Genomic DNA, 26,302 nt, shown 5'->3' on the forward strand with positions numbered 1-26,302 from the left:
AGAACATGCCCGTTTCCCCGCCCGTCTGCGATTTCGGCTGGAAAGCCCCGGATTTCACCCTGCCCGGCACCGATGGCCGCGACTGGTCGCTGGCCGACATCCGGGGGCCAAACGGCACGCTGCTCATGTTCATCTGCAACCACTGCCCCTACGTGCAGGCGGTCATCGACCGGATCATCCGCGATGCCAGGGCGTTGCAGGCGCTCGGGATCGGGGTCGCCGCGATCTCGTCCAACGACGCGGCGGAATATCCCCAGGACGGGTTCGGGAACATGCAGGCCGAAGCCAAGAAACACGGCTTCCCGTTCCCGTACCTTTACGATGAAAGCCAAGCGGTGGCAAAGGCTTACGGCGCGACCTGCACACCGGATTTCTTCGGATTCGACGCCGGGCTTGGCCTGCAGTATCGCGGCCGCCTCGACGCGTCGGGCCGTCAGGCCGCCGCGCCCGACGTGAAGCGCGAGCTTTACGAGGCGATGAAGCAGGTGGCCGAGACGGGTCACGGCCCGCGCGACCAGACCCCCTCGATGGGCTGCTCGATCAAGTGGAAGGCCGCATGAGCGCGCCGGTCGTCATCTTCGACCTCGACGGGACGCTGATCGATTCCGCGCCGGCGATTCATGCCGTGTCGAATGCGGTTCTGGCCGATCTCGGGTTCGAGGCGCTCACCCTGCCGCAGGTGCGCAGCTTCGTCGGAAAGGGCGTGCCGAACCTCGTGCGGCAGCTTCTGATCGCCTCGGACGCAGACGCGGACGGCCCACTCTTTCGCCAGGTCGAGACGGCGCTTGTCGCGCGCTACGAGACGGACGTGGAGGGCAATGTCCCCTACCCCGGCGTCCCCGAGGCACTGGAGGCGCTTGCCGGTCTCGGTTGCCGCCTTGCCGTTTGCACCAACAAGCCCTACCGCCCCGCCGAGGCCGCGCTTCGCCATGTCGGCCTTTGGGAGCGGTTCGAACTGGTCATCGGCGGCGACAGCCTGCCGACGCGCAAGCCCGACCCGGCAATGTTGCATCGCACCCACGAAAAGCTCGGCGGCGGTCGGATGATCTATGTCGGGGACAGCGAAGTCGATTCCGAGACGGCGGCAAACGCCCAAGCCCCCTTCGCGCTTTACACCGAAGGCTACCGCAAGACCCCGGTCGCGGACCTGCCGCACAACATCGCCTTTTCGGATTTCGCGATGTTGCCCGGCATCGTCCGGCATTTCGAGTGGTGAACGCCCACAACCGCGCGCGCCGACCCGCGTAGCTCCAATTCATATTCATAACTTGCTATGTGTGCCCGCGTGCCTATATCATGGCGGTAATTCCAACGGGAGACGGTCATGACGACGCGCGTGAAACCTGATGTGACGGCGTTCTTCGACGAGGCCACCAATACGGTGACATTCGTGGTGAAGGATCCTGGCAGCACCGCCTGCGCCATTGTCGATTCGGTTCTCGATTTCGACTACGCCTCGGGTCGGACCGATACCGAGAGCGCCGACAAGGTCATCGAATATGTCCGCAAGGAAGGGCTGAGCGTCGAATGGGTGCTTGAAACCCATGTCCATGCCGACCACCTTTCGGCTGCGCCCTATATCCAGGAGCGCGTCGGCGGCAAGATCGGCATCGGCGCCAACATCACCGTGGTGCAGGACACGTTCGGCAAGGTCTTCAACGAAGGCACTGAGTTCCAGCGCGATGGCAGCCAGTTCGACCGGCTTTTCCGCGACGGCGACACGTTCACGATCGGCGCGCTCGAAGGCCGGGTCATGCATACGCCGGGCCATACGCCCGCCTGCCTCACCTATGTCATCGGCGACGCGGCCTTTGTCGGCGACACGCTCTTCATGCCGGATTTCGGCACCGCGCGCTGCGACTTCCCCGGCGGATCGGCCGAGATGCTCTTCAACTCGATCCAGAAGATCCTGTGCCTGCCGGACGAGACGCGGATCTTCGTCGGCCACGACTACAAGGCGCCCGGCCGCGACGAATACGCCTGGGAAACCACGGTGGCCGAGGAAAAGACGCGGAACGTCCATGTCGGCGGCGGCAAGTCGGCGGCGGAGTTCGTCGAGATGCGGCAGGCCCGCGACAAGACGCTCGCCATGCCGCGGCTGATCATTCCCTCGCTCCAGGTCAACATGCGGGCCGGGCAGATGCCGCCGGCAGAGGACGACGGCAAGATCTATCTCAAGGTTCCCGTGAACAAGCTCTGACGCCCACCCCATTCCCGGCGGACCCCTCCCGATGCTGAAACGCTTCCTTCCGATCCTCGACTGGGGTCCGTCCTACTCGCGCGACACGTTCGCGGCCGACATCATCGCCGCCGTGATCGTGACGATCATGCTGATCCCGCAGTCGCTGGCCTATGCGCTTCTGGCCGGGCTGCCGGCAGAGGTCGGACTGTACGCCTCGATCGCGCCCTTGCTGGTCTACGCGATCTTCGGCACGTCGCGCGCACTCGCCGTGGGCCCGGTCGCGGTGGCCTCGCTGATGACGGCAGCGGCGGTCGGCGAGATCGCGGCGCAAGGCACGCCCGAATATCTCGGCGCGGCCATCGCGCTCGCCTTCCTGTCCGGGTTGATGCTTCTGGCGATGGGCGTGGCGCGGCTCGGCTTTCTCGCGGCGTTCCTAAGCCATCCGGTGATCTCTGGCTTCATCACCGCCTCGGGGCTGATCATCGCGGCCAGCCAGATCCGCCACATCCTCGGGATCAAGGCCGACGGGCACAACCTCCTCGACCTCACCCTGTCGATCTTCGCCCATCTGGACGAGATCCATCTGCCGACCCTGCTCATCGGTGTGGGGGCGACCGCTTTTCTCTTCTGGGCCCGAAAGAGCCTGCGCCCGTTCCTGATCGGAAAGGGCGTGGACCCCAAGCTCGCGACGATCCTTGCCCGGACCGGCCCCGTCGTTGCGGTCGCGCTGACGACGATCATCTCGGCCTCCCTTGCCGGCCTCGCGCATCTCTTCGGATCTGATGGCAGCGGCATCAGGATCGTGGGCGAGGTTCCTTCGGGCCTGCCGCTCCCTGCCCTGCCGCCCTTCGATGTAGAGCTCTGGACCAGGCTTGCCGTGCCGGCACTTCTGATTTCCGTCGTGGGGTACGTCGAGACAATTTCTGTCGCCCAGACGCTGGCCGCGAAGAAGCGTCAGCGCATCGACCCGGATCAGGAGCTGATCGCGCTTGGCGGCGCCAATCTCGGTGCGGCGCTGTCGGGCGGGTTTCCGGTGACGGGCGGCTTTGCCCGCTCGGTCGTCAACTTCGATGCCGGAGCCGAGACCCCGGCCGCTGGCGCCTATACGGCCGTCCTCATGGCGCTCGCGACGCTGACGCTCACGCCCCTCCTTTACTTCCTGCCGCAGGCGACGCTCGCCGCGACGATCATCGTCGCGGTTCTCTCCCTCGTCGATCTGAAGGCCCTGCCCCGCATCTTCGCCTATTCCAAGCCCGATGCGGCGGCGATGGCGGCGACGATCCTCGTGACCTTGGGTTTCGGCGTCGAAAAGGGCATCCTTGCCGGTGTCTCGCTCTCGCTGATGCTGCATCTCTACCGGTCGTCGCGCCCGCATGTCGCGATCGTCGGGCAAGTGCCGGGGACCGAGCATTTCCGCAACGTGCAGCGCCATACCGTCGTGACCGCCCCCGACGTGGTGACGATCCGCGTGGACGAAAGCCTCTACTTCGCCAATGCGCGCTTTCTCGAAGACGTCGTGCAGGCGGAGATCGCCGCGAACCCGCGGCTGGCCCATGTCGTCCTCATGTGCCCGGCGGTGAACGAGATCGACGCCTCGGCGCTCGAGAGCCTTGAGGCGATCAATCACCGGCTGAAGGATGGCGGCGTGACGCTGCACCTGTCCGAGGTCAAGGGCCCGGTCATGGATCGCCTTGCCAGGAGCGTGTTCCTGGGCGAGCTGACGGGCAAGGTCTTCCTCACCCAGTGCGACGCGATGCGCTCCCTCGCCCCTGACCTGACGGCCCGGACCTTGGGCGAGACCCGGCGCGACACGAGCCGCAAGGCGAACGCCTTACGAATGACAGCGCCGGCCCAGCTTCCCTGACAGCGCCTACACGATCGCCTCTTCGAGAAACGGCCGGTCCTCCAGCACCCGCTCGGGCCCGAGCGGCGAAAGGTCGAGCGTCCGGTAGCCACCGGTCAGGATCACCTCGGCCAGCCCCCGCCCGACCGCCGGGGCCTGTTGCAGCCCGTGGCCCGAGAAGCCGGCGGCGATGTGGAAATTCGCATATCCCGGCCAACGGCCGAGAACCGCGTTCTGGTCAAGCGTGTTGTAGTCGTAGTGCCCGACCCAGAACCGCGTCACCTTCACCGCGTCGAAGCCTTCCGACCGCGCATAGAGCTTCGGCCAGATCAGGTCCTCGAACTGGGCGTGATCGGGTTCCCAGTCATCCTCGGCGCAGGGGCCGTCCTCGTCGGGCACGGTCGCGGTGATCCACTGACCATGCTCCGGGCGCAGGTAGATGCCTGAGTGGTCGATAATCAGCGGCGCCTCGGGATGGCGGGCGTTCGGGGCGTCGATGACGAAGACCGTGCGCTTGCGGGGTTCCACCGGCAGATCGATTCCCGCCATCCGGCAGATCTCCGTCGATCCGGTGCCGGCGGCGCAGAGGAACGCGCCGCCTTCCAGCCGTGCGCCCTTCTCGGTCATTGCCGCCACGATCCGGTCGCCCGACCGTTCCAGCCCCGTCACCCGATCCTGCAGGAAGACCGCCCCGCGCGCCCGCGCCGCGTTCCGGAACCCGTTCAGAAGCCCCATATTGTCGAACCAGCCTTCATCCCGCGCTCCGATGCTGCCGGCGCTGACGTCGTCGAACTGCATCCACGGGAATCGCTGCGCCAGCGCATCCGGCCCGAGAACCTCGGTCGCGGCCCCGAGCCCCCGCTGCATCGCAGCCAGATCGTGCAGCAAGGCCGCGCCTTCGGCGGTGCCGGAAAGAAAGAGGTACCCGTTTTCCTTCAGCCCCAGCGACGGCACTCCGCCCTCTTCCCCGACCCGCGCGCCGAAATCGCGGATGAAGCCCACGCCGAAGCGCGAGATCTCCACATTGACGGGGTTGGAGAACTGCTGGCGGACGGAGGCGACCGAGAGGGCGGTGGCGGCACGGGCATAGCTCGGGTCTTTCTCGACCACCGCAACCTTCAGCGAAGGATCGGCCTGCAAGAGCCACCATGCCGTCGCCGCCCCCGTCACCGCCCCGCCGATGATCACGACATCCCAGTTTCCGTCCGACATGGTCCGCCTCTCGTTTCTCTGTCGCCGCCATAGGTAGCAAGTTCCGCGGAAAGGGAAAGGGCGGCCACTCGACAGAATCTTTCTGGCATGGCAAGAAAGGGGCGGGGATGTTGCTATGATATTGTTTTCGCTGCCGCTGGACGGCGTCGACGCAAGTGAGAGTGTGTGCCCACCCCGGCGCGTGCCCGGCGGTGATCGGGTTTGGCTTCGGTATTCGCCCAGCCAGGAAAGGGGAACGCCTTGGCAGCCGTGTCGCCGCTCATAGTGCATCTCGAACGCGTCATGGAAGCGACGTCGATCGAGGACATCTGGTCGTTGCACCTCGAGAAGATGGCGGGTTACGGGTTCACCCGGATGCTCTACGGCTTCACCCGGTTCCGGACGTCGAATTCCTTCGGCAATGCCGACGACGTGCTGGTCCTGTCCAACCACCCGGAGAGCTACCTCACGGAATTCGTGCAAAGCGGTCTTTACAACAACGCGCCGATGGTGAAATGGGCCGCCGCGAATGAAGGCGCGTGCTCATGGCGGCTCATCGGCGAGATGGCGGCTTCGAACACGATGACGCCGACCGAGAAGCGGGTCCTCGAACTCAACCACAAATACGATATCAAGGCCGGCTACTCGATCAGTTTCCGCGACGTATCGGTGCGTGCCAAGGGTGCGATCGGGCTTTGCGCCCGGCCCGGCATGCGCCAGCACGAGGTCGACGCGGTCTGGGACGATTTCGGCCGCGAGATCACGGTGATCAACAACGTGACGCATCTGCGGATCACCGCGATGCCCTTCGCGTCGTCCCGCCGCGCCCTCACCCCGCGTCAGCGCGAGGCGCTGGAATGGGTTGGCGACGGCAAGACCATGCAGGATATTGCGACGATCATGGGCCTCACGCCCGCGACGGTGGAAAAGCACCTGCGGCTGGCGCGCGAAGCGCTCGATGTCGAAACAACGGCGCAGGCCGTTCTCAAGGCCTCGTTCCAGAATCAGATCTTCATCTTCCCGGCCGAATGAATATTTTCGGGTATCGTTTCCGTATTGGAAACAGGTGCAGATCCATGAGAGCGAGTCGCACCTGTCCAAAAGGGCAGTTTAATATTTGTTTCAATTCAGACGGGTATGGATTCCCTTACTTTCGTTCCCCAACGTAAACCGGCAATATTTCGCTTGTTCCGTGAGTGGTGGCATTAGCCAGGAACAGCGACCCCGACCAGCCCGCATTTTACGGGGGAAAGGGTAGCCCGGGAAACCGGACGCTGGGTCTGTCGGGTGCTTTCTCCATCCGACAGGCTCGGCACCAAACGCGCCCTGTCCTCATCCCCAACAGGTGCTGGCGCGATTTTGGGCGGTGTGTGTCATGTCGATACATGCCGCCCTTTTCCTTTTCGCTTTCCGGCGGAGCCGCTGTTTCCCAAGTTGAGCGGGGCGGGATGGGGCTGGCCTTTCGCGGCAACGCCAACCGCCTTTTTCCGTCCGCCATGCGGCGCAATCAGCAGCCCGGCACAGTCCCGTGCAAACGAAAAGGGCCGGGAAAACCCGGCCCTTGTCAGTTCCTTCGGAACAAGGCGTCAGGCGCCGCGGGTCTTGGCGACCTCGGCGGCGAAATCCTCTTCCTTCTTCTCGATCCCTTCGCCGACCGCGACGCGGGCATAGCCGGTGATCTCGACGCCGGCATCCTTCGCCGCCTGCTCGACGGTCACGTCCGGGTTGATCACGAACTGCTGACCGAGCAGCGTGTTCTCGGCGATGAACTTCTTCATCCGGCCCGGAATGATGTTGTTGTGGATCACCTGGTCCGGCTTCGGCTTGGCGGCGGCGGCGTTCTCTTCCAGCGCCTTCTGGGTCTGGATCGTCCGCTCCTTCTCGACGAGCGCGGGATCGAGATCGCCCTCACCCAGCGCCAGCGGCGAGGTCGCGGCGATGTGCATCGCGAACTGCTTGCCGATCGTCTCGGCCTTGTCCTTCGGACCGTTCACCGCGACGAGAACGCCGATCTTGCCCATGCCCTCGGCCGCGGCCGAGTGAACATAGGACACGACGGTGTCGCCTTCCAGAACGTGCATCCGGCGGAGCGTCATGTTCTCGCCGATGCGCGCGATGGCGTCGGTCAGAACGTCGTCCACCGGCTTGCCGTTCAGATGCGTGGCCTTCAGCACTTCGAGCGTCTCGCCGGTTTGAAGCGCGACGTTGGTGATCTCGCGGACCATCTCCTGGAAATCGGCGTTCTTGGCGACGAAGTCGGTTTCGGAGTTGATCTCGATCGCGACGCCACGGCCATCTTTCACGGCCACGCCGATCAGGCCCTCGGCAGCGACGCGGTCGGCCTTCTTCGCGGCCTTGGCAAGACCCTTGGTGCGCAGCCAGTCGACGGCGGCTTCCATGTCGCCGTTCACCTCGGTCAGCGCCTTCTTGGCGTCCATCATGCCCGCGCCGGTCGATTCGCGCAGTTCCTTCACCATTTGTGCGGTGATCGCCATGTCTGGCTCTCCTTCCATTTCGAATGGGTCAGGCGGGGAATACCCCCGCCCGATGAATGTCCGATGACAGGGGCCTGGGCCCCCTGCCCGCTCAGGCTTCGGCCGCGGCGTCCGCGTCGACGGTCTCTTCGGCCGGCGCTTCCTCGAGCGCGCCGAGGTCGATACCGGCGGCGCCCATCTGGGCCGACATGCCGTCGAGGGCGGCGCGGCTGACGAGGTCGCAGTAAAGCGCGATGGCGCGGGCCGCGTCGTCATTGCCGGGGATCACGTAGTCGACGCCGACGGGCGAGCAGTTGGTGTCGACGACCGCGACGACCGGGATGCCAAGCTTTTTCGCTTCGAGGATGGCGAGGTCTTCCTTGTTCACGTCGATGACGAAGAGAAGATCCGGCACGCCGCCCATCTCGCGGATCCCGCCGAGCGAGGCCTGGAGTTTCGCCTGCTCGCGCTCCATGCCGAGCCGCTCCTTCTTGGTCAGGCCCTCGGCGCCCGCGCCCAGAACCTCGTCGATCTGCTTCAGGCGCTGGATCGACTGCGACACGGTCTTCCAGTTGGTGAGCGTCCCGCCGAGCCAGCGGTGGTTCATGTAGTACTGCGCGCATTTCTCGGCGGCGTCTGCGATCGGCTTCGCAGCCTGGCGCTTGGTGCCGACGAAGAGGATGCGGCCGTTCTTGGCGACCGTCTCGCGAATGACGTTCAGCGCCGCGTCCAGCATCGGGACGGTCTGCGTGAGGTCGATGATGTGAATGCCGTTGCGGTCGCCGTAGATGTATTCGGCCATCCGCGGGTTCCAGCGCTGGGTCTGGTGACCGTAGTGAACGCCCGCTTCGAGAAGCTGACGCATGGAGAATTCAGGCAGTGCCATGTCCGTTTTCCTTTCCGGTTTGGACCTCGGCGAAGCCATGAGGGATCTCTCCCAACCGGCGGACCTTTCGGGGATGTCTCCCCCGAGGGCCCAAGCCTCGCCTGTGAAGTGCGCGCGATCTAGTCGATTTGCGCCCGATGCGCAAGCCCAAAGGCTGCGCGGTTGCATATGCTTTCGAAAATTCAACTTCTGTGGTAGTATGGATGATTATTTGACGTTTTTCATTGTGGTGAGGGTTCGATGCAAGTGCTTGCTGCCGTGTATCTGTTGCTGCTCAACACGTCGCCCACCGATGCGCAGATCTGCGTACCGGAAAAGGTTGGTAGCGCAACGACGCTTCAATGCTGCACCCTGAGTTCAGGCCAGCAATGCTGTGCCCAGAGCCTTGCCGGCGACGGCACGATCGCCGGTTGCGGGTGCACACCATGAGATCGCCGATCATCCTTGCCGCCTGGATCGGCCTCACGGGAGCGGCCCTCGCGCAGGGCTACAACGTCCGGGGCGAGGTGCGCGATGCCGACTTTCCGAATGCGCCCCGGTTCGCCGAACCGCTGGTGACGGTGAGCGTGACGAATTCGTTGCAGACGCAGTTCTTCAGCAGCTGGAACATGGATCTGGAGACCGAGGATGGCGGCTACCAGTTCCACCAGTTCCTCGGCGGTCTCGGGCTCAGCAACAACTGGGCGATCATCGACGTACAGGCCGGCGAAGGCGACTTCATTCTGCCCGACCCGAATGCCGCGCGTGCGGAACTGAAGGAAAGCGCGGCCGGGCGCGACATCACCTTCGCCATCAACTTGCGCCACCGCTCCGCGATTGCCGAAGGCTATCGCCGCAGCGCGCTCGATGCGCTGAAATCGCCGCGGCTGGGCACCCAGGATCTGGAGGCCGCCAACATCGCCTCGATCACCGCGGTGGAGATCAACCCCGAACTCGACAACTACCTTCTGACACTGCGGGTCACGGCGGCCGCCGTGCGCCGGGGATTGCAGGATTTCGACGGCGCCGTCCTGACGAACGAGGATCTCAGCACGCTGAAGGGATATGACGACCTCACGATCGACGAGCGCTGGCGCGTTCAGTCGGCCCTCCTCGACACGCTCGCCGCCAGCGAGGAGACGCGGCCGCTCGCCCTTCAGGTCGGGACCGACATGCTCGACGAAATCCCCGTCGACGATCCGGCCGCGCTTGAGCGCCTGAAGATCGTTCGCGTCTTCATGACCGTGTCTGACCTTTACGCCCGCGACGGCGATTGCGTGTCCCTGGCCGACAACTCCGCCCGGGCCGTATCGCTCGCTCCGGCGATCCACATGGACTGGACCAGCCAACGCGGGGTGATGCTCGAATGGGGTGACTGCCTCGAGCGGCTGAGCGGCATCGGCAACGGCCGGACATCCGAAGAGTATATCGCCGATGCGGCGGCCACCGCCTCGCTGAAGGCGATGTGGACATCCTTCGCGGAGGCGGGCGCCGGCGTCGTCGACCGGATCGCCCTTTCGACCGTCGACCGCGATGCGCGCCTGCGCGGCCTCATTGAAATGGCGCAAGCCATCAGGGACAGGAGTTAACCCCATGACCGACGATCCGGACCCCGAGAACGGCAAAGGCAAACCGAACGGCGGGCGGCGGCGGCGGTCGCCCCATGTCGGGCTGGACCAATCGACAAAACGCTTCGTCGTCTACGTCACGGTCCTTGTCAGTTCGATCATCGCGCTCGTCATCATCCTGACCGTCACCTTCATGCCGGTCTGGCGGCAGGGATATGAGATCCCCGAAACGCTTCAGAACTGGGGCGGCCTGATCATCGGCTTCTACTTCGGCTCGTTCCTGTCGCTTCTCAAGGACTGGTCCCGCGAAAGCGTGGACGTCGACCGGAACGACGAATGATCAAGACCATCGCTGCCCTGTTCTGCCTCACGCTCTGTCCGGCATTCGCGGACCCGATCGTGGTGCCGTTCGAGGATGCCTACCTTCCCTTCTCGGCGATGGGCAATGACGGCAAGCCTGCGGGCTTCAACGTGGCGGTGGCCGAAGAGATCGCGGAGCGGCTGGATGCCGAGATCGAGTTCACGTCCGTCGATTTCGACACGATCCAGTTCGGCAGTTGGCCTTCGGACTGGGTCTTTTCCGTCGCCTCGATGTCGCGCAGCACCGAGCGGGAGGAGAATTTCGCCTTCGTCGGGCCCTATTACTTCGATCAGGTGGTCATCGTCGCCGGCGCCCATTCAGGGCTCGGCTTCGACCGTTCGACCCTCCAAGGTCATGACTTCGGCGTCTGCCGGGGATGCATCTACGCGCTCTATCTCGAAGGCACCGATACGCTCTACATCGACGGCCAGCGCGCCGACGCGCCATTCGGAACCGTCACGGTCAAGACCTACCTCACGGATTTCGATGTCCTCCGCGCGCTCGGCGAAGCCGACCCGCCAGAGATCGACTACGGCGTGACCAGCGTTTTCCATGCGCTTTACTACGAGGATCAGGGCTTTCCTGTCCGCCACGACCCCGAGCCACTTTTCGTAGAACCGCTCTGGATCGTCGTCCCGCTGTCGCGACCGGACGACATCGCAGCCGTGACGGCGGCGTTTGACGATCTGAAGAACAGCGGCAGGTTGGCGGAACTGTCTGTCGCTTATCTCGGCGCGGATTTCACCGCCCTGCCCGGCACCAACTGACGCCGCGTCCTAAATCGCATGCAGCCAGCCGATCAGCGGCATCAGCCGCTTCACGCGCCCCATGACCTCGTCCACAGCCTCCGGCGTGCCGATCCAGTCCGGCAAGAGCGCCCCCTCCATCGTACGCGCCACGATGCCCTTGTAGCGCAGAAGGTGCGACCATTCGGGATCGACACCGAAGCCGCGCGGCACCCGGGCAAGGTGCGGCTCGTCCATGTGGCAGCCGACGGCGGCCGCCTCCGCCAGCGCCGCCATCAGTCCGGCACGGTCGGCGGGGTCGCAGACCCGTTCGCGGTACCGCGTCAGCACCGGCCCCTCGAAAGCCCAGCGTCCGGCCCCGTAGCCGACGCCGTCGGGATGCAGGACAAGATGGACGCCCGCGCCACGGTTGGGGTGATCGCCCGGCCAGAAGATCATGTGCAGATGCGGCTCGTAAGGCGCCTTGTCGGCGCGGAAGCGGACATCGCGGTTGATCCGCCGCAGCGAGCCATTGAGCTTCGGTTCGGCCTTCATCGGCGGATCGAGGCGCGCCATTTCCGGCGCGATCGCCTCGATGAAATCCAGTGCCGGAGCCTTCCAGAACGTCTCGTAGCGGTCCCGGTTAGCCTCGAACCAGCTTCGCCGGTTATTTTCCTTCAGATCGGCGAGAAATGCGAAGGTCTCGGGGGGGAATCCGGTGAAACGGGTCATGGGCGTCCTTTCTTGCCGGGGGAGTATTCGGTTGCCACTATAGCGACCGAACCCGAAAGGACCAAACCGATGCCCCTGCCCGACTTCATCCTGGCCTTCCCCGCGATCGACATCCCCTTTCCCGACGACGTGGTCAGAACCAATGTCCTGCGCTCCGATGCCGGGCTTGCGGTGTTCTTCACGTTCCTGAAGGACGTGAACCTGCCCGCCCATTCGCACAAGGGCCAGTGGGGCACCGTCCTTGAAGGGTCGATCGAACTGACGATGAACGGCGAGACCCGCATCTACCGCCCCGGCGCGACCTATTCGATCCCGTCCGGAGTCGTCCACGCGGTGAAGATCTCCGCCGGGACGGTGGCGCTCGACGTCTTCGAGGAACCGGACCGCTACAAGCTCCGGGGCTGACATGATCCCTCCGGCTTGCGCGTGCGCCGGTTTCCCGGCAAAGGACGGGAATGCGCGCACGCCCTGACATCCTCTGCATCGGGTCGGTCCTTTGGGATATCATCGGCCGCTCTGCCGTCCACATGACGGCGGGCGCCGATGTCCCCGGCCGCATCACCCGGCTGCCGGGCGGTGTGGCGATGAACATCGCGATGACCCTTGCCCGGTTCGGCCTGCGCCCGGCTCTTCTCAGCGCCATCGGCCGCGACCCCGAAGGCGATGAACTCATCGCGGCCTGCGCCCGCCTTGGTGTCGCGACCGGCCATGTCTACCGCTCCGACGATCTGCCGACCGACCGCTACATGGCCGTCGAAGGGGCGAACGGCCTTGTCGCCGCCATCGCCGACGCGCATTCGCTGGAGGCCGCCGGCGACAAGATCCTGCGCCCGCTCGGCGACGGCACTCTTGCCAGCGCCGCGGCCCCGTGGTCCGGGCCGGTCGCGCTCGACGGCAACCTCACCCAAGGGCTTCTGGCCGATATCGCCGCCTCGCCGCTTTTTGTCGCCGCCGATCTCCGCATCGCGCCCGCAAGCCCCGGCAAGGCGGAGCGGCTTCTGCCGCTTCTGCCGGTGCGGAACGCGACGCTCTACGTCAACCTCGAAGAGGCGGGCCTCCTCTGCCAGCGCCGCTTCGCGTCGGCACCCGAGGCCGCCGAGGGACTTCTCGACCGTGGCGCGATCAGGGTCCTTGTCACCGATGGCGGTCGCAAGACCGCCGATGGCGCGACGGGCGGCATCGTGACGGCCGAACCGCCCGCCGTCCTCGTCACCCGCGTCACCGGCGCGGGCGATACCTTCATGGCGGCCCATATCGTCGCCGAAATGCGGGGCGAGAGCCGCGAGGCCGCGCTCAGATCGGCGCTCGATGCCGCCGCCCACTATGTCTCCGGAGATATTGGCTCATGACCGACCTGCCCCTGACCGTCGCCCCCGAAGTTGCCGACGCGCGCGCCAAAGGCGCCCCCATTGTCGCGCTGGAATCAACAATCATCACGCACGGTATGCCTTATCCGCAGAATCTGGAAACGGCCCGCCGGGTCGAGGCCGAGGTTCGCGCATCCGGCGCCGTGCCCGCCACCATCGCGGTAATGGCCGGCCGGATCCATATCGGCCTCACCGAGGCCGAGCTTGACGCCCTCGCAAAGGCAAGCGGCGTGATGAAGCTCTCCCGCGCCGACCTCGCGGCCTGCCTCGCCGCCGGCCGGACCGGCGCCACCACCGTCGCCGCGACGATGATCGCCGCCCGCCTCGCCGGGATCGCGGTCTTCGCCACGGGCGGCATCGGCGGCGTCCATCGCGGCGCCGAGACGAGCTTCGACATCTCCGCCGACCTGCGCGAGCTGTCCGAGACGCCCGTCACGGTCGTGGCCGCCGGGGCCAAGGCGATCCTAGACCTGCCGAAGACGCTCGAGGTTCTGGAAACCTTCGGCGTCCCGGTCATTGCCTATGGTCAGGACAGCTTTCCGGCGTTCTGGTCGCGCGATTCCGGCCTTGCGGCGCCGCTCCGCATGGACACCGCGGACGAGATCGCCGCCGCGCATCTGATTCGCGGACGGCTCGGCCTGCCGGGCGGCCAGCTCGTTGCCAACCCGATCCCCGAAGCCGCCGAGATTCCGCGCGCGGTCATCGTCCCGGTGATCGAGAAGGCGCTGGCCGAGGCTGGCGCGCAGGGCATTGCCGCCAAGGAGGTCACGCCCTTCCTGCTCTCCCGCATCTTCGAACTGACCGACGGTCGGTCGCTCGACGCCAATATCGCCCTCGTGATGAACAATGCCCGCCTCGGTGCCGCCATCGCGGCCGGGATCGCGGCCGCAACCTGAACGCCCCATTGTAGGCGCCCGTCGAAGTTCATACATTCAGGCGCGGAGCGGAGGGAAGCGCGCGCGATGGCACCACATGAGGACGGCCCGGACCACAGCATGGTTCATCCGCCGAGGCGGCGGGGTGTGCTTGCACGGCTGCGCGCGAACTTCCTCACCGGCCTTGTCGTCGTCGCCCCCGTCGGCCTGACGCTCTGGCTGGTCTGGACCGTCACCGGCTGGATCGACAGCTGGGTCTGGCCCTTCATCCCGAGCGGATACCGCCCCGACGCGCTGATCCGCTTCTATTTCTGCGACCTCAGCGACCCGACCAACCTGCCCTTCTACTGCCAGCCCGACGCAATCCACCTGCGCGGCATCGGCGTCGTCGTCTTCCTCATCTTCATGGTGTTCGCGGGCTGGATCGCCAAGGGCATCATGGGCCGCTCGCTCATCGCCTGGGGCGAAAGCATCGTCGACCGGATGCCGGTCGTGCGCTCGGTCTACAACGGCGTCAAGCAGGTGGCCGAGACGGTCTTCAACCAGACCGAGGCGAAATTCGACAAGGCCTGCATGATCGAATACCCCCGGCCCGGCATCTGGGCCATCGGCTTTGTCTCCACCGTGGCCAAGGGCGAGATCCTCGCGAAGCTCCCCGATGACGAGGTCATGACCGTCTTCCTGCCGACAACGCCGAACCCGACATCGGGCTTCCTCCTCTACGTGCCGAAACGCGACGTCACGTTCCTCGACATGTCCGTCGAGGACGCGGCGAAACTGGTGATCTCGGCCGGCCTCGTCTATCCGTCGGCGAAAGAACCGAAGGAAGCGAAGGACAACGGCGGCCCGGCGGCCCGCTGATCGCCAGTCAGGAAAAGAGCCCTTCCAGATCGACGCTGCTTTCGTGGTTGAGCGCGCCGCCATGCCGCTCGAGGAACCCATCGGCGGCCGCCCGGCCCGCCCCTTTCAGCTCCCACAAAAGACCGGGCGTCGGCACCAGCTTCGTCGCCGCCGTCAGAGAGGTCATCAGCGCGTCATCGGCGACGATATGGACCAGCACGTCCTTCATCGCGCCGTGTTCGACGCGCCCGTCCGCGATCAGTTCCTTCACGAAGTTAATCGCCCGGAACTCCCGGAGCAGGGAGGAGTTGAAGCTCACCTCGTTGATGCGGTCGAGGATCTCCTGCGCCGACCGCGGCACCGCCTCGCGGCGCAGCGGATTGATCGAGACGACGACGATGTCATCCGGAAGTGCGGGATCGAAAAGCGGGAAGAGCGCAGCGTTGCCGGTATAGCCGCCATCCCAGTAGGCCTCCTTCCGGCCGGTCTCCGCATCGTCGATCTCCACCGCCCGAAAGAGCGTCGGCAGACAGGCCGAGGCGAGGATCGCATCCGTGGTGATCTCGTCGCCGGAAAAGACCCGGATCTTGCCGCTCCGCACATTGGTCGCCGCGACAAAAATGGCCGGACCTTGCGATCCGCAGACCAGATCGAAACGAAACTGCGACACGACCCGCTCCAGCGGATTGACGTAGAAGGGGCCGAAATCGTAGGGGCTGAACAGCCGCGTGAAGGTCTCTGCCGGCGAAAAGGGGGCAAGGCGCCCGGTCAGGCCGGACCAGAGATCGCTGACCGGCAGGAAGGCGCGGAACCACGACGCCATCCGCATGTCGCCCACCGCGCCCACCTGCGCCCAGAGCCAGTCGAGGTTAGCGCGCGCGCCGGCCCGCCCGCCCATCGCCATTCCGGCCTTCAGCGCCGCGCCGTTCAGCGCGCCCGCCGACGTCCCCGATATCCCCGCGATCTCGATCGTCTCGTCCTCGAGGAACCGGTCGAGCACGCCCCAGGTGAAGGCGCCATGCGCGCCGCCGCCCTGCAGGGCAAGGTTGATGCGCCGGACCCGGCTTGCCATGTCATGCCCCTTCTTCTTGGCTCAAATACTCCGGGGGGACCGGGGGGCAGCGCCCCCGGCGGATCGCCTGCGCCAGCAGGCGAAACCGGTCAGAGCGCCGTCCAGCCGCCGTCGACCGAGATCGTCGTGCCGGTGATCTGCGCCGCCGCCGGCGAGCACAGGAAGACCGCCGTGCCGCCGATCTCCTCGACCGTCGCGAACTGGCGCGACGGCTGGCGCTGCAACATCACCTCGCGGATCACGGTCTCGCGGTCCATGTCGTGGACCTTCATCTGGTCGGGGATCTGCGCCTCCACGAGCGGCGTCAGCACGTAGCCCGGGCAGATCGCGTTGCAGGTGATCCCCTGCCCCGCCGTTTCCAGCGCGACGGTCTTCGACAGGCCCACCACCCCGTGCTTGGCCGCGACATAGGCCGACTTGAAGGGCGAGGCGGTCAGCCCGTGCGCCGAGGCGATATTGACGATCCGGCCCCAGCCCTTCGCGCGCATTCCCGGCAGCGCGGCGGCCGTGGTGTGGAAGGCCGAGGAGAGGTTGATCGCCAGGATCGCCTCCCATTTCTCGACCGGAAACTCCTCGACCGGCGCGACATGCTGGATCCCGGCATTGTTGACGAGGATGTCGCAGCGACCGGCCTTTTCAACCAGTGCCCGGCACTCCGCGCCTTTCGACATGTCCGCCGGGACGTAACGCGCCGTCACGCCGAACTCCCCGCCGAGGCTTTCGGCCAGCGCGTGATCCTCGTCCCGGTCAGTAAAGGAGTTCAGCACCACGTCCGCGCCCGCCCGGGCCAGTTCGCGGGCGACGCCCAGTCCGATACCGGAATTGGAGCCGGTGATGATCGCTGTCTTGCCGGTCAATGTCATGGCGCGTGCCCCCTCTTGTTGCGATGCGGCAAGAATAGATGCCGCGAGCGCAAAGAACAGGGGGTTTCTTGGCCGGCGCCGAAGGGGCGATTCCCCGACCGCCGCCGATCTCCCCGCCAGACCGCGAAATGCCCAGAAAAAAACGCCCGCGCGAGGCGGGCGTTAAGTTATTGAGGCAGGTTTCATACAGGCAAGAAACCTATCGAGCAGTAGTCACTTTATACGCGGTCCTTTGCCACTGGCCAAGCTAAAAGTTTGAAAAGGCAGGGAAGCCCGGATAGCGTCGGCGCCAACGAAACAAGGGCAGTCAGGATTGTTGCTGAAATGCGACCGGATTTTTTCATTCGTTTCGGATGCGCGCTGACCCTCGGCCTTGGCCTTCTGGCCGGGCCGGCCGTGCAGGCCGAACCGCAGCACGGCATAGCTATGTATGGCCGCCCGGCGCTGCCACCCGATTTTGTGTCCCTGCCCTACGCAAACCCCGACGCACCGAAGGGCGGACGCATCGTTTTCGGCGAACCCGGCGGTTTCGATTCGCTCAACCCCTATATCCTGAAAGGCAACGCGCCCTGGGGCCTCGGCATCCACACGGTCGAGACATTGATGGGCCGGTCCATCGACGAGCCGTTCTCGCTCTACGGCCTTCTCGCCGAATCGGTGGAGACCGATGCGGACCGGAACTGGGTCGAATTCACCCTCCGCCCCGAAGCGCGATTCTCCGACGGCAGCCCCGTCACTGTCGAGGACGTGATGTGGAGCTACGAGACCCTCGGGACCGTCGGCCATCCCCGCTACAAAGGCACCTGGTCGAAGGTCGCGTCGATGGAACAGACCGGGGCGCGGTCGGTCCGCTTCACCTTCAACGCTCCCGACCGGGAACTGGCGCTTCTCATGGGAATACGGCCGATCCTGAAGAAGGCACAGTGGGAGGGCAAGGATTTCGCCGAAAGCTCGCTCGACGTGCCGATGGGCACCGGCCCCTATGTCGTCGCTGATTTCGAACCCGGCCGGTTCATCACCTTCAAGCGCAACCCCGACTATTGGGGCAAGGATCTTGCCTTCAACAAGGGCCAGAACAATTTCGACGAGATCCGCTACGACTATTTCGGCGATGGCGACGTGGTCTTCCAGGCCTTCACCGCCGGCGAGACGACGAGCCTGCGCGAGGCCAATTCGGCCAAGTGGGCCAGCCAGTACGATTTCGCCGCGATCCAGTCCGGTGAGGTGGTGAAATCCGAGATCGCGAACCAACGGCCTTCGGGGATCACCGGTCTCGTCATGAACACGCGCAACCCGATTTTCGCCGACTGGCGTGTGCGCGAGGCGATGATCCTCGCCTTCAACTTCGAATTCATCAACCAGACCCTGAACGGCGGCACCGAGCCGCGCATCACCTCGTATTTCTCGAACTCGGTTCTCGGCATGGGTCATGGGCCGGCGACCGGCCGGGTGGCGGAACTGCTCGCCCCCTATGCCGCCGACCTGCCGCCCGGCACGATCGAGGGCTATGCGCTGCCCGAGGGGAACGCCGCCAAGGCGCTCGACCGCGGCAATCTGAGAAAGGCCATCGCGCTTCTCGAAGAGGCCGGCTGGTCGGTGCAGGACGGCGCCCTCAGGAATGCCGGCGGCGCACCCTTCGAATTCGAGATTGTCCTGTCGTCCGGCGCGACCGAGACCCAGACGATCACCGACATCTATGTCGAGGCGCTGAAGACCCTCGGGATCACGCCCCGCGTGACCAGCGTCGACAGCGCCCAGTACAAGGAGCGCACCAACAACTACCAATTCGACATGGCCTGGTACACGCGCTCGCTCTCGCTCAGCCCCGGCAACGAGCAGATGCTTTACTGGGGCGCCAATGGTGTCGCCGAACCCGGCAGCCGCAACTGGATGGGCATGAACTCGCCCGCCGCCGAGGCGATGGTGGCCGAGATGACCGGCGCCCGCAGCCAGGAGGATTTCATCGCCGCGACGCAGGCGCTCGACCGCATCCTCACGGCGGGGCGCTATGTGATCCCCGTCTGGTTCTCGAAAGTGTCGCGGATCGCGCATTCGGCGCATCTTCACTACCCCGAGCGGATTCCGCTATACGGGGATTGGCCGGGCTTCCAGCCCGAAGTCTGGTGGTACGAAGAATAGGAATTGGCCCATGCGCAGACTGATCCTCATCGCGCTCCTGTCCGGTCTCGCGGCCTGCAACACGATTGCGGGTGTCGGCGACGATGTTTCGGGCGGCGCGCGCACCGTGCAAAGCTGGTTCTGATCCCGAACGTCGCAAATCCGTTACAGGAGCGCCGTAGAGGACGGGCATGAACATTCTTGTCCTCTGCACCGGCAACTCCGCCCGCTCGATCCTGCTCGAAGCGATCCTGAACCGTGACGGCGCCGGCCGCGTCCTGGCGTTCTCCGCCGGATCGAAACCGGCCGGGCGCGTCCACCCGCGCTCGCTGGCGCTGCTCGCGGCCAAGGGCTTCGACACGGCCGGGCTGCGCTCCAAAAGCTGGGATGAATTCGCCGGACCCGACGCGCCGGCGATGGACCTCGTGATCACCGTCTGCGGCTCGGCGGCGGGGGAGACCTGCCCGATGTGGCCCGGAGCGCCGCTTCGCGCCCATTGGGGGGTCGAGGATCCGGCCTCTACCGCCGATGCCGACGCCCCCGCAGCCTTTGAAGCCGCCTTCTCGGCACTGAACGCCCGAGCCGCGCGGTTTCTCGGCCTGCCCCTTGAAACCCTTGACCGGGCCACGCTTTCGCGGGAGATCGGAGCCATCGGAGTGGAGGCTTAGATGGGCATTTTCGAACGGTTCCTGTCGGTCTGGGTGGCGCTCTGCATCCTTGCGGGCGTTCTTCTCGGTCTCGCCTTTCCGGGCCTTTTCCAGCTTGTCGCAGGGCTTGAGCTTCATCGGGTCAACCTTGTCGTCGCTGCCTTCATCTGGATCATGATCTACCCGATGATGGTCCAGGTCGATTTCGCCGCGATCAAGGATATCGGCACACGCCCGCGCGGCCTCATCCTGACGCTCGTCGTCAACTGGCTCATCAAGCCCTTCACCATGGCGGCGCTCGGCTGGCTCTTCTTCCGCGTCGTCTGGGCGGATTTCGTCGATCCCGGCACGGCCGGGGAATACATCGCCGGGATGATCCTTCTCGGCGTCGCGCCCTGCACCGCGATGGTCTTCGTCTGGAGCCAGCTGACGCGCGGCGATCCGAACTACACGCTCGTGCAGGTCTCGGTGAACGACGTGATCATGATCTTCCTCTTCGCGCCGATCACCGCCTTCCTGCTCGGCGTCACCGATATCGTCGTGCCGTGGGAGACGCTTCTTCTCTCCGTCGTGCTCTATGTGCTCCTGCCGCTCACCGCCGGGATCGTGACGCGCCGGCGGCTGGAGGCGCGGTCGGACAGCCACGCGGTCGAGGCGTTCCTCGCCCGGATGAAGCCCTGGTCCGTGATCGGGCTTCTCGCGACCGTCGTCCTCCTCTTCGGCTTTCAGGCCGGAACGATCCTTGCCCAGCCGCTGGCCATCGCGCTGATCGCGGTGCCACTTCTCATTCAGTCCTACGGCATCTTCGCGCTGGCCTATGTCGGCGCCCATGTGCTGCGGCTTCCGCACACCGTCGCGGCGCCCGCCTGCATGATTGCCACGTCGAACTTCTTCGAACTGGCGGTCGCCGTCGCGATCTCGCTCTTCGGGCTCGAGTCCGGGGCGGCGCTCGCCACCGTCGTCGGGGTCCTGGTCGAGGTGCCGGTGATGCTGTCGCTCGTCTGGTTCGCCAACCGCACACGGGGTTGGTTTCCGGCCGGCTGAATGTCGCGACGCCCCTTTCCCCCGCGCTCAAACGGGGGCAAGATCGGTTCTAACGACAGATCCGAACCGACAGAGATCCCACAATGAAATGGCACCACGTCCAGGAAAACTGGCCCGCATTCTTCGAAGCGATCATCGACAAGTGGCCCGACGCCGACGAGGACGAGCTTGAGGAGATCGACGGCGACCAGCGCGCCTTCATCGCCTATATCGCCCGGCTGACCGAGACCGAGCCCGGCGATGCGCGCGAGGAGATCCGCGACTGGCTCTCGGGCGAACTGCCGTCAGACGTGGTGATGGATCCCCGTCATGACGACCACTCGATCCGGCTTTCGGGGAAGTTCCTGCCGGAGGGCGAGGACGAATCCGACGACGATTCCCGCTTCGGCGACGACGGCGGGGAATAGCCGGGCGACCTGCGGTCGCGCAGACGTGACCGGAGTGACGCAGATGCTCCGCGCCGCGGGATCAGCCGAGCGCATACCCCGCACCGCGCACCGTCCGCACCGGATCTTCGCCGCCATGAATGCAAAGCGCCTTCCTGAGGCGGCCGACATGGACATCCACTGTGCGCGTGTCGACGTAGATGTCGCGCCCCCAGACCCGGTCGAGCAACTGTTCGCGGCTCCAGACCCGGCCGGGCTTTTCCATGAACGTCGTCAGAAGCCGGAACTCCGTCGGCCCGAGCTTCAGCACCTTGCCGCCGCGGTGGACACGGTGTGTTTCGGGATCGAGCGTGATGTCCTCGTATTCCAGCACCTCGCCCATCGCCGAGGGACGGGAGCGGCGAAGCTGCGTGCGCACCCGCGCCATCAGTTCGACCACGGAATAGGGCTTGACCATGTAGTCGTCGGCGCCGGTTTCAAGCCCCCGCACCAGATCGACCTCTTCCGACCGGGCCGAGAGCATGATGATCGGCACCGCCTTGGTCTCGGGCCGCGATTTCAGCCGCCGGCAGACCTCGATCCCGGAGACGCTCGGCAGCATCCAATCGAGCACGATCAGATCAGGCGTTTCCTCGGCGACAAGCAGCAGCGCCTCCTCGCCGTTATCGGCCTGGGAGACGCGGAAGCCTTCCGCTTCGAGGTTGTAGGCGAGAACCTCCCGTTGGGCGGGTTCGTCCTCAACGACAAGAACCGTCGGCGCCTGCATCTCAGTTTCCCTCGACCCCGATCGAGGTCACGCTGTCGGCCTTCGGGCGGCTTTCCTCGGGAACCGAGCCGGTGACGAGGTAGATCACCTGTTCCGCGATCGTCGTCGCATGGTCGCCCATCCGCTCGACGTTCTTGGCGATGAAATGCAGATGCATGCAGGCGGTGATGTTGCGCGGGTCTTCCATCATGTGGGTCAGGAATTCGCGGAACAACGCGTTATACATCTGGTCGACGTCGCGGTCGCGGTTGCGGACGTCCTCGGCCAGGGCCACGTCGCGGGTGTTGTAGGCGTCGAGCGCATCCGAGAGCATCGCGACGACGGTCTTCGCCATTCGCCGAAGCGATCCCGCAGCCCCGGCGACCGCCGCCATCTGGCCGAGGACATTGGCCCGCTTGGCCATGTTCTTGGCATAGTCGCCGACCCGTTCGAGGCTGGCGGCGATCTTCATCACCGACAGAACGGTGCGGAGGTCCGACGCCGTCGGCGCGCGAAGCGCGATGAGCCGGGCCGCCTCTTCGTTGATCTTCTCTTCCAGCGCGTCGATGGCCTTGTCGCCTGCGCGGACCTTTTCGGCCAGGTCCTCGTCGCGGGTCTCGAGCGCCTGCGCCGCTTCGAGGATCGCGGTTTCGACCATGCCGCCCATTCTCATGACCAGGGCCTGGATCGTCTCCAGATCGCGGTCGAAGGCGCGCATGATATGTTGTTCGCTCATGTCCGGGTCTCCCTCAGCCGATCCGGCCGGTGATGTAGCTTTCCGTGCGCGGATCGCGTGGATTGGTGAAGATCTGGCTGGTCTCGCCGAATTCGACGAGGTTGCCGAGATGGAAGAAGGCGGTGCGCTGGCTCACGCGGGCGGCCTGCTGCATCGAATGGGTCACGATGACGACCGAGAATTGCGAGCGGAGCTCGTCGATCAGTTCCTCGACCTGCGCCGTGGCGATCGGATCGAGCGCCGAACAGGGTTCGTCCATCAGCAGCACCTCGGGCGAGGTCGCGATGGCGCGCGCGATGCAAAGCCGCTGCTGCTGGCCGCCCGAAAGCCCGGTGCCGGGCTGGGCGAGCCGGTCCTTCACCTCGTTCCAGAGCGCCGCCTTCCTGAGCGAGGTTTCGACGATCTCGTCCAGCTCGGCCTTGTTGCGGTTCAGGCCGTGGATCTTCGGACCATAGGCAACGTTATCGTAGATCGATTTCGGGAAGGGGTTCGGCTTCTGGAACACCATGCCAACCTTGGCGCGCAGCTGCACCGGATCGACGCGCTTGTCGTAGATGTCTTCGCCGTCGAGAGTGATCTTGCCCTCGACCCGGCAGATCGGGATCGTGTCGTTCATCCGGTTGAGGCAGCGCAGGAAGGTCGACTTTCCGCAACCCGACGGCCCGATGAAGGCCGTCACCGTCCGGTCGTCGATGTCGACATCGACATCCTTGATGGCGTGGTTGTCGCCATAATAGACCTGCACGCCCCGCGCGGCGATCTTGACCTCGGCTGCGCTCACTGTCTTCTCCGCCAGTCGCATATCGTCCATTGTCGCAGTCTCCGCCATTTTTACCAGCGCCGTTCGAATTTGCGGCGCAGCACGATCGCCACCGCGTTCATGATGAGTAGGAAGACCAAGAGCACGATGATCGCGCCCGAGGCCCGTTCGACAAAGGCCGGATCGGCGCGCTGGGTCCAGTTGTAGACCTGCACCGGCAGGGCCGAGGCCGGATCGAAGAATCCCTCTGGCGGGGCCCCCGGATAGTCGCGCACGAAGGCGACCATGCCGATGAGAAGCAGCGGCGCGGTCTCGCCCAGGGCCTGCGCAAGGCCGATGATCGTCCCGGTCAGGATACCGGGCATCGCCAGCGGCAGGACGTGGTGCAGGATCGACTGCATCTTCGACGCACCGACGCCAAGCGCGGCTTCGCGGATCGAGGGCGGCACCGACTTCAACGCCGCACGCGTCGGAATGATGATGCGCGGCAGCGTCATCAGCGTCAGCACGAGGCCGCCGACGATCGGCGCGGATTGCGGCAACCCGGCGAAATTGATGAAGATCGCGAGGCCAAGGATGCCGTAAACGATCGACGGCACGGCCGCGAGGTTGGAGATGTTGACCTCGATGAGGTCGGTCCAGCGGTTCTGCGGCGCGAATTCCTCAAGATAGATCGACGTGGCGACGCCGATCGGCAGCGACAGCACCAGGACGATGATCATCATGTAGGCCGATCCGAGGATCGCCACGCCAAGGCCCGCCGCCTCGGGTCGAAGCTCGGAGGCGTCGGCGGCCGTGAGGAAGTCCCAGTTGAAGTCCCGGCTGAGGATGCCCTTGTCGCGCAAGGCGTCGGCCAGCAGGAGCTGGTTGGGCGAGACGTTGCTGTCGCGCTCCGCGCTCTCTTTCGTCACCCGTCCCTTGAGGTAGCCGTCGATCCGGCCATTGGCGAGAACCTTGAACGACACCGTCTGCCCGACGAGATCGGGATGGGCGAGAACCCGGTTCCTGACCAGCGCGGCCGCCTCCTTGGAGGTCATGTCGGACACGTCTTTGGCAGAAAGCCCTTCGATGGCGATCCCTTCGGCTTCGATCATCGCCTTCAAGGCGCCGTCGATCAGCTTGCCGTAGCCGATGGTCGTGACCTTTTTCATCACCTCGATGTCGCGGGCGCCGGATTTGTCGAGCACCTTTTCGTCGAGATGGATGTCGAGATGCAGGAAGGTCTGACGAAAGGCGCTGCTTCCGTTCCAGAGGATCGAGGTCAAAAGGACGATCAGTGCCGCGATGGCGATGCCGACGGCGACAAGGCCGTAGAGGCGGAAGCGGCGTTCGGCCGCGTTGCGTCGGCGCGTGCGGTCGTCGGCCGACAGAAGCGAGCCGTGGCGCGGCGGCGTGGCGGCGGTGGCGTCGGTCATTCGTACTGCTCCCGGTATTTGCGCACCACGACCAGCGCGATGACGTTCAACCCCAGCGTGAAGATGAAGAGCATCATCCCGAGCGCGAAGGCGACCAGCGTTTCGGGCGAGGCGAATTCGGTATCGCCGGTCAGCTGGCTGACGATCTTCACGGTGATCGTGGTCATCGCCTCGAACGGGTTGAGGCCCAGACGCGCGGCGGCGCCTGCCCCCATGACGACGATCATCGTTTCGCCGATGGCGCGGCTTGCCGCCAGAAGGATCGCGCCGACGATGCCCGGCAGCGCGGCGGGCAGGATCACCTGCCGCACGGTCTCGGACTGCGTGGCGCCAAGGCCGTAGGATCCGTCCCGCATGGATTGCGGCACCGCGTTGATGACGTCATCGCTCAAGGACGAGACGAAGGGGATCAGCATGATCCCCATGACGAGACCCGCCGTCATCACCGACGACGACGAGGACCCGAGGCCCATCGGCTGGGCGAAATAGTCGCGCAGGAACGGGCCGACCGTGATCAGCGCGAAAAGACCGTAGACGATGGTCGGAATGCCCGCGAGGATCTCGATCGCCGGCTTCGCCACCGACCGCATCCGCTTCGAGGCATATTCCGAAAGGTAGATCGCGATCATCATGCCCACCGGCACCGCGAAGAGCAGCGCCACGAACGAGACGTAGAGCGTCCCCCAAAGCAGGGGCCAGATGCCGAGGTCGGAGCCGCCCCGGAACTGCGGGTTCCATGTCAGCGAGAATAGGAAATCCCTGGCGGGGTAAAGCTGGAAGAAATGAATGCTCTCGAAGAGGAGCGAGGCGACGATGCCGAAAGTCGTCAGGACCGCGACCAGCGAGGCGCCGATCAGGAGCGCGACGAGGAAGCCCTCGAAGGCGATGCGGGCACGGAATTCCGGGCGGACGAGCCGGTAGGACAGTGCGAGCCCCGCAAGCGAAACGGCCAACACCGCCACCGCCATCGCCAGGCGCGACGACTTCAGCGCCTCGCGATAGACCGTTGCCGCCTCGAACACGTTCGGCTTCACCTCGGCGCCAAGCGCCACGCCGACAGTGGCGAGCCGGGCGCGGACGGTGGAGACATCGGCTTCCATTGCCTCAAGCTGGTCCTCGCTCAACCCGTCCGACGCGGCAACCGCATCGAGGCCGCCCGCGACCCGGCGCACGTCGCTCATCACCAGATCGAGCGATCCGCCCTCGGGGATATCGGCCGGGGTGATGATCGACGCGACCCGACTCTCGATCACGATGGGCTGCGCGAACAGCCAGGCGCCCAGCAGAAGGAGCGCCGGCACCGAGGCGAAGAGAAAGACGGTCTGGCCGTAATAGCCGATCAGCGAATGCAGCTTCCGCTTGTCCCCGCCCGAAAGCGCCAGGGCCCGGCGGCGGGCCAGGACATATCCGGCCAACGCGATGGCCAGGACGATCAGGACGAGGACGGATATGCTCATGTCGGCCTTCCGGAAAGGGAAACGGGCGGCGCCAAG

At 65.4% G+C, this 26,302-nt stretch carries 29 protein-coding genes; 18 read left to right on the forward strand and 11 right to left on the reverse strand.

Annotated elements, in window-relative coordinates:
- The first annotated feature begins 5 nt into the window (after positions 1 to 5).
- From V5734_RS11410 to V5734_RS11425, 4 genes are all read left to right on the forward strand, one after another.
- Positions 6 to 560: a thioredoxin family protein gene (locus tag V5734_RS11410; protein ID WP_347309788.1), complete on the forward strand. Its 555-nt coding sequence runs from the start codon at positions 6 to 8 to the stop codon at positions 558 to 560.
- A complete protein-coding gene (locus V5734_RS11415; RefSeq protein WP_347309789.1) occupies positions 557 to 1,216 on the forward strand; it encodes a phosphoglycolate phosphatase in 660 nt (219 codons plus the stop codon). The genes V5734_RS11410 and V5734_RS11415 overlap by 4 nt, the downstream gene beginning before the upstream one ends.
- Positions 1,217 to 1,336: 120 nt before the next feature.
- On the forward strand, positions 1,337 to 2,200 hold the full coding sequence (locus V5734_RS11420) for an MBL fold metallo-hydrolase (protein ID WP_347313620.1): 864 nt from the start codon (positions 1,337 to 1,339) through the stop codon (positions 2,198 to 2,200).
- Between the two features lie 31 nt (positions 2,201 to 2,231).
- A complete protein-coding gene (locus tag V5734_RS11425) occupies positions 2,232 to 4,046 on the forward strand; it encodes a SulP family inorganic anion transporter (RefSeq protein WP_347309790.1) in 1,815 nt (604 codons plus the stop codon).
- A 6-nt stretch (positions 4,047 to 4,052) separates the two neighbouring features.
- On the opposite strand, the gene V5734_RS11430 is transcribed toward V5734_RS11425, so the two are convergent.
- A complete protein-coding gene (locus V5734_RS11430; RefSeq protein ID WP_347309791.1) occupies positions 4,053 to 5,237 on the reverse strand; it encodes an NAD(P)/FAD-dependent oxidoreductase in 1,185 nt (394 codons plus the stop codon).
- Between the two features lie 249 nt (positions 5,238 to 5,486).
- Here V5734_RS11430 and V5734_RS11435 point away from each other — a divergent pair, with 249 nt between their 5' ends.
- Complete coding sequence (locus tag V5734_RS11435) at positions 5,487 to 6,248, forward strand: helix-turn-helix transcriptional regulator (protein WP_347313621.1); 762 nt, start codon at positions 5,487 to 5,489, stop codon at positions 6,246 to 6,248.
- A 554-nt stretch (positions 6,249 to 6,802) separates the two neighbouring features.
- Here V5734_RS11435 and tsf read toward each other — a convergent pair.
- Together tsf and rpsB are read right to left on the reverse strand one after the other, a co-directional pair.
- The gene (gene tsf, locus V5734_RS11440) at positions 6,803 to 7,711 is read right to left on the reverse strand and encodes a translation elongation factor Ts (RefSeq protein WP_347309792.1); all 909 of its coding nucleotides are present in this window, start codon (positions 7,709 to 7,711) and stop codon (positions 6,803 to 6,805) included.
- 91 nt (positions 7,712 to 7,802) lie between these two features.
- Entirely contained in the window at positions 7,803 to 8,576 is a 774-nt protein-coding gene (rpsB, locus tag V5734_RS11445) for a 30S ribosomal protein S2 (protein ID WP_347309793.1), read from the reverse strand.
- A 240-nt stretch (positions 8,577 to 8,816) separates the two neighbouring features.
- Here rpsB and V5734_RS11450 point away from each other — a divergent pair, with 240 nt between their 5' ends.
- Genes V5734_RS11450 through V5734_RS11465 form a run of 4 tightly spaced genes read left to right on the forward strand, consistent with a single transcriptional unit; the run spans position 8,817 to position 11,251 of the window.
- Positions 8,817 to 9,005: a hypothetical protein gene (locus V5734_RS11450; protein ID WP_347309794.1), complete on the forward strand. Its 189-nt coding sequence runs from the start codon at positions 8,817 to 8,819 to the stop codon at positions 9,003 to 9,005.
- Entirely contained in the window at positions 9,002 to 10,144 is a 1,143-nt protein-coding gene (locus V5734_RS11455) for a hypothetical protein (RefSeq protein ID WP_347309795.1), read from the forward strand. Before V5734_RS11450 ends, V5734_RS11455 begins: the two co-directional genes overlap by 4 nt.
- 4 nt (positions 10,145 to 10,148) lie before the next feature.
- Positions 10,149 to 10,463 (forward strand): hypothetical protein, encoded by a 315-nt coding sequence (locus tag V5734_RS11460; protein WP_347309796.1) that lies wholly within the window; start codon positions 10,149 to 10,151, stop codon positions 10,461 to 10,463.
- A complete protein-coding gene (locus tag V5734_RS11465; protein WP_347309797.1) occupies positions 10,460 to 11,251 on the forward strand; it encodes a transporter substrate-binding domain-containing protein in 792 nt (263 codons plus the stop codon). Before V5734_RS11460 ends, V5734_RS11465 begins: the two co-directional genes overlap by 4 nt.
- Before the next feature lie 9 nt (positions 11,252 to 11,260).
- Here the strand turns inward: V5734_RS11465 and V5734_RS11470 are convergent, their stop codons facing one another.
- Complete coding sequence (locus tag V5734_RS11470) at positions 11,261 to 11,941, reverse strand: DUF2461 domain-containing protein (protein ID WP_347309798.1); 681 nt, start codon at positions 11,939 to 11,941, stop codon at positions 11,261 to 11,263.
- A gap of 69 nt (positions 11,942 to 12,010) precedes the next feature.
- Here V5734_RS11470 and V5734_RS11475 point away from each other — a divergent pair, with 69 nt between their 5' ends.
- The 4 genes from V5734_RS11475 (at position 12,011) to V5734_RS11490 (ending at position 15,044) form a co-directional block, all read left to right on the forward strand.
- Positions 12,011 to 12,346, forward strand: coding sequence for a cupin domain-containing protein (locus V5734_RS11475; RefSeq protein ID WP_347309799.1), 336 nt, complete (start codon positions 12,011 to 12,013; stop codon positions 12,344 to 12,346).
- 50 nt (positions 12,347 to 12,396) lie between these two features.
- Positions 12,397 to 13,290, forward strand: coding sequence for a PfkB family carbohydrate kinase (locus V5734_RS11480; protein ID WP_347309800.1), 894 nt, complete (start codon positions 12,397 to 12,399; stop codon positions 13,288 to 13,290).
- Positions 13,287 to 14,204, forward strand: a complete 918-nt coding sequence (locus V5734_RS11485; RefSeq protein WP_347309801.1) for a pseudouridine-5'-phosphate glycosidase — start codon at positions 13,287 to 13,289, stop codon at positions 14,202 to 14,204. Before V5734_RS11480 ends, V5734_RS11485 begins: the two co-directional genes overlap by 4 nt.
- Positions 14,205 to 14,270: 66 nt before the next feature.
- Positions 14,271 to 15,044 (forward strand): DUF502 domain-containing protein, encoded by a 774-nt coding sequence (locus tag V5734_RS11490; RefSeq protein ID WP_347309802.1) that lies wholly within the window; start codon positions 14,271 to 14,273, stop codon positions 15,042 to 15,044.
- A gap of 7 nt (positions 15,045 to 15,051) precedes the next feature.
- On the opposite strand, the gene V5734_RS11495 is transcribed toward V5734_RS11490, so the two are convergent.
- Entirely contained in the window at positions 15,052 to 16,095 is a 1,044-nt protein-coding gene (locus V5734_RS11495; protein WP_347309803.1) for a patatin-like phospholipase family protein, read from the reverse strand.
- Positions 16,096 to 16,184: 89 nt separating this feature from the next.
- A complete protein-coding gene (locus tag V5734_RS11500; RefSeq protein ID WP_347309804.1) occupies positions 16,185 to 16,958 on the reverse strand; it encodes a 3-hydroxybutyrate dehydrogenase in 774 nt (257 codons plus the stop codon).
- A gap of 324 nt (positions 16,959 to 17,282) precedes the next feature.
- Here V5734_RS11500 and V5734_RS11505 point away from each other — a divergent pair, with 324 nt between their 5' ends.
- From V5734_RS11505 to V5734_RS11525, 5 genes are all read left to right on the forward strand, one after another.
- Complete coding sequence (locus V5734_RS11505) at positions 17,283 to 19,097, forward strand: extracellular solute-binding protein (RefSeq protein ID WP_347309805.1); 1,815 nt, start codon at positions 17,283 to 17,285, stop codon at positions 19,095 to 19,097.
- Between the two features lie 10 nt (positions 19,098 to 19,107).
- The gene (locus tag V5734_RS11510; RefSeq protein WP_347309806.1) at positions 19,108 to 19,221 is read left to right on the forward strand and encodes an entericidin EcnA/B family protein; all 114 of its coding nucleotides are present in this window, start codon (positions 19,108 to 19,110) and stop codon (positions 19,219 to 19,221) included.
- 46 nt (positions 19,222 to 19,267) lie between these two features.
- Positions 19,268 to 19,744, forward strand: coding sequence for an arsenate reductase ArsC (locus V5734_RS11515; RefSeq protein ID WP_347309807.1), 477 nt, complete (start codon positions 19,268 to 19,270; stop codon positions 19,742 to 19,744).
- Positions 19,745 to 20,767, forward strand: a complete 1,023-nt coding sequence (gene arsB, locus V5734_RS11520) for an ACR3 family arsenite efflux transporter (protein ID WP_347309808.1) — start codon at positions 19,745 to 19,747, stop codon at positions 20,765 to 20,767.
- A gap of 83 nt (positions 20,768 to 20,850) precedes the next feature.
- A complete protein-coding gene (locus V5734_RS11525) occupies positions 20,851 to 21,174 on the forward strand; it encodes a hypothetical protein (protein WP_347309809.1) in 324 nt (107 codons plus the stop codon).
- A 61-nt stretch (positions 21,175 to 21,235) separates the two neighbouring features.
- Here V5734_RS11525 and phoB read toward each other — a convergent pair whose 3' ends face one another.
- From phoB to pstC, 5 genes are read right to left on the reverse strand one after another with little or no spacing between them, the layout of a single operon-like run.
- On the reverse strand, positions 21,236 to 21,919 hold the full coding sequence (phoB, locus tag V5734_RS11530) for a phosphate regulon transcriptional regulator PhoB (protein WP_347309810.1): 684 nt from the start codon (positions 21,917 to 21,919) through the stop codon (positions 21,236 to 21,238).
- A 1-nt stretch (position 21,920) separates the two neighbouring features.
- Positions 21,921 to 22,634, reverse strand: a complete 714-nt coding sequence (gene phoU, locus V5734_RS11535) for a phosphate signaling complex protein PhoU (RefSeq protein ID WP_347309811.1) — start codon at positions 22,632 to 22,634, stop codon at positions 21,921 to 21,923.
- 13 nt (positions 22,635 to 22,647) lie between these two features.
- Positions 22,648 to 23,445 carry a phosphate ABC transporter ATP-binding protein PstB gene (gene pstB, locus V5734_RS11540; protein WP_347309812.1) on the reverse strand — a complete coding sequence of 266 codons (798 nt, stop codon included), beginning with the start codon at positions 23,443 to 23,445 and terminating at the stop codon, positions 22,648 to 22,650.
- Positions 23,446 to 23,465: 20 nt separating this feature from the next.
- Positions 23,466 to 24,809 (reverse strand): phosphate ABC transporter permease PstA, encoded by a 1,344-nt coding sequence (pstA, locus tag V5734_RS11545; RefSeq protein ID WP_347309813.1) that lies wholly within the window; start codon positions 24,807 to 24,809, stop codon positions 23,466 to 23,468.
- Positions 24,806 to 26,266, reverse strand: a complete 1,461-nt coding sequence (pstC, locus tag V5734_RS11550) for a phosphate ABC transporter permease subunit PstC (protein ID WP_347309814.1) — start codon at positions 26,264 to 26,266, stop codon at positions 24,806 to 24,808. The genes pstA and pstC overlap by 4 nt, the downstream gene beginning before the upstream one ends.
- Between the last annotated feature and the right edge of the window lie 36 nt (positions 26,267 to 26,302).

Origin of the sequence: Defluviimonas sp. SAOS-178_SWC (genome assembly GCF_039830135.1) — a bacterium.
Taxonomy (GTDB): Bacteria; Pseudomonadota; Alphaproteobacteria; order Rhodobacterales; family Rhodobacteraceae; genus Albidovulum.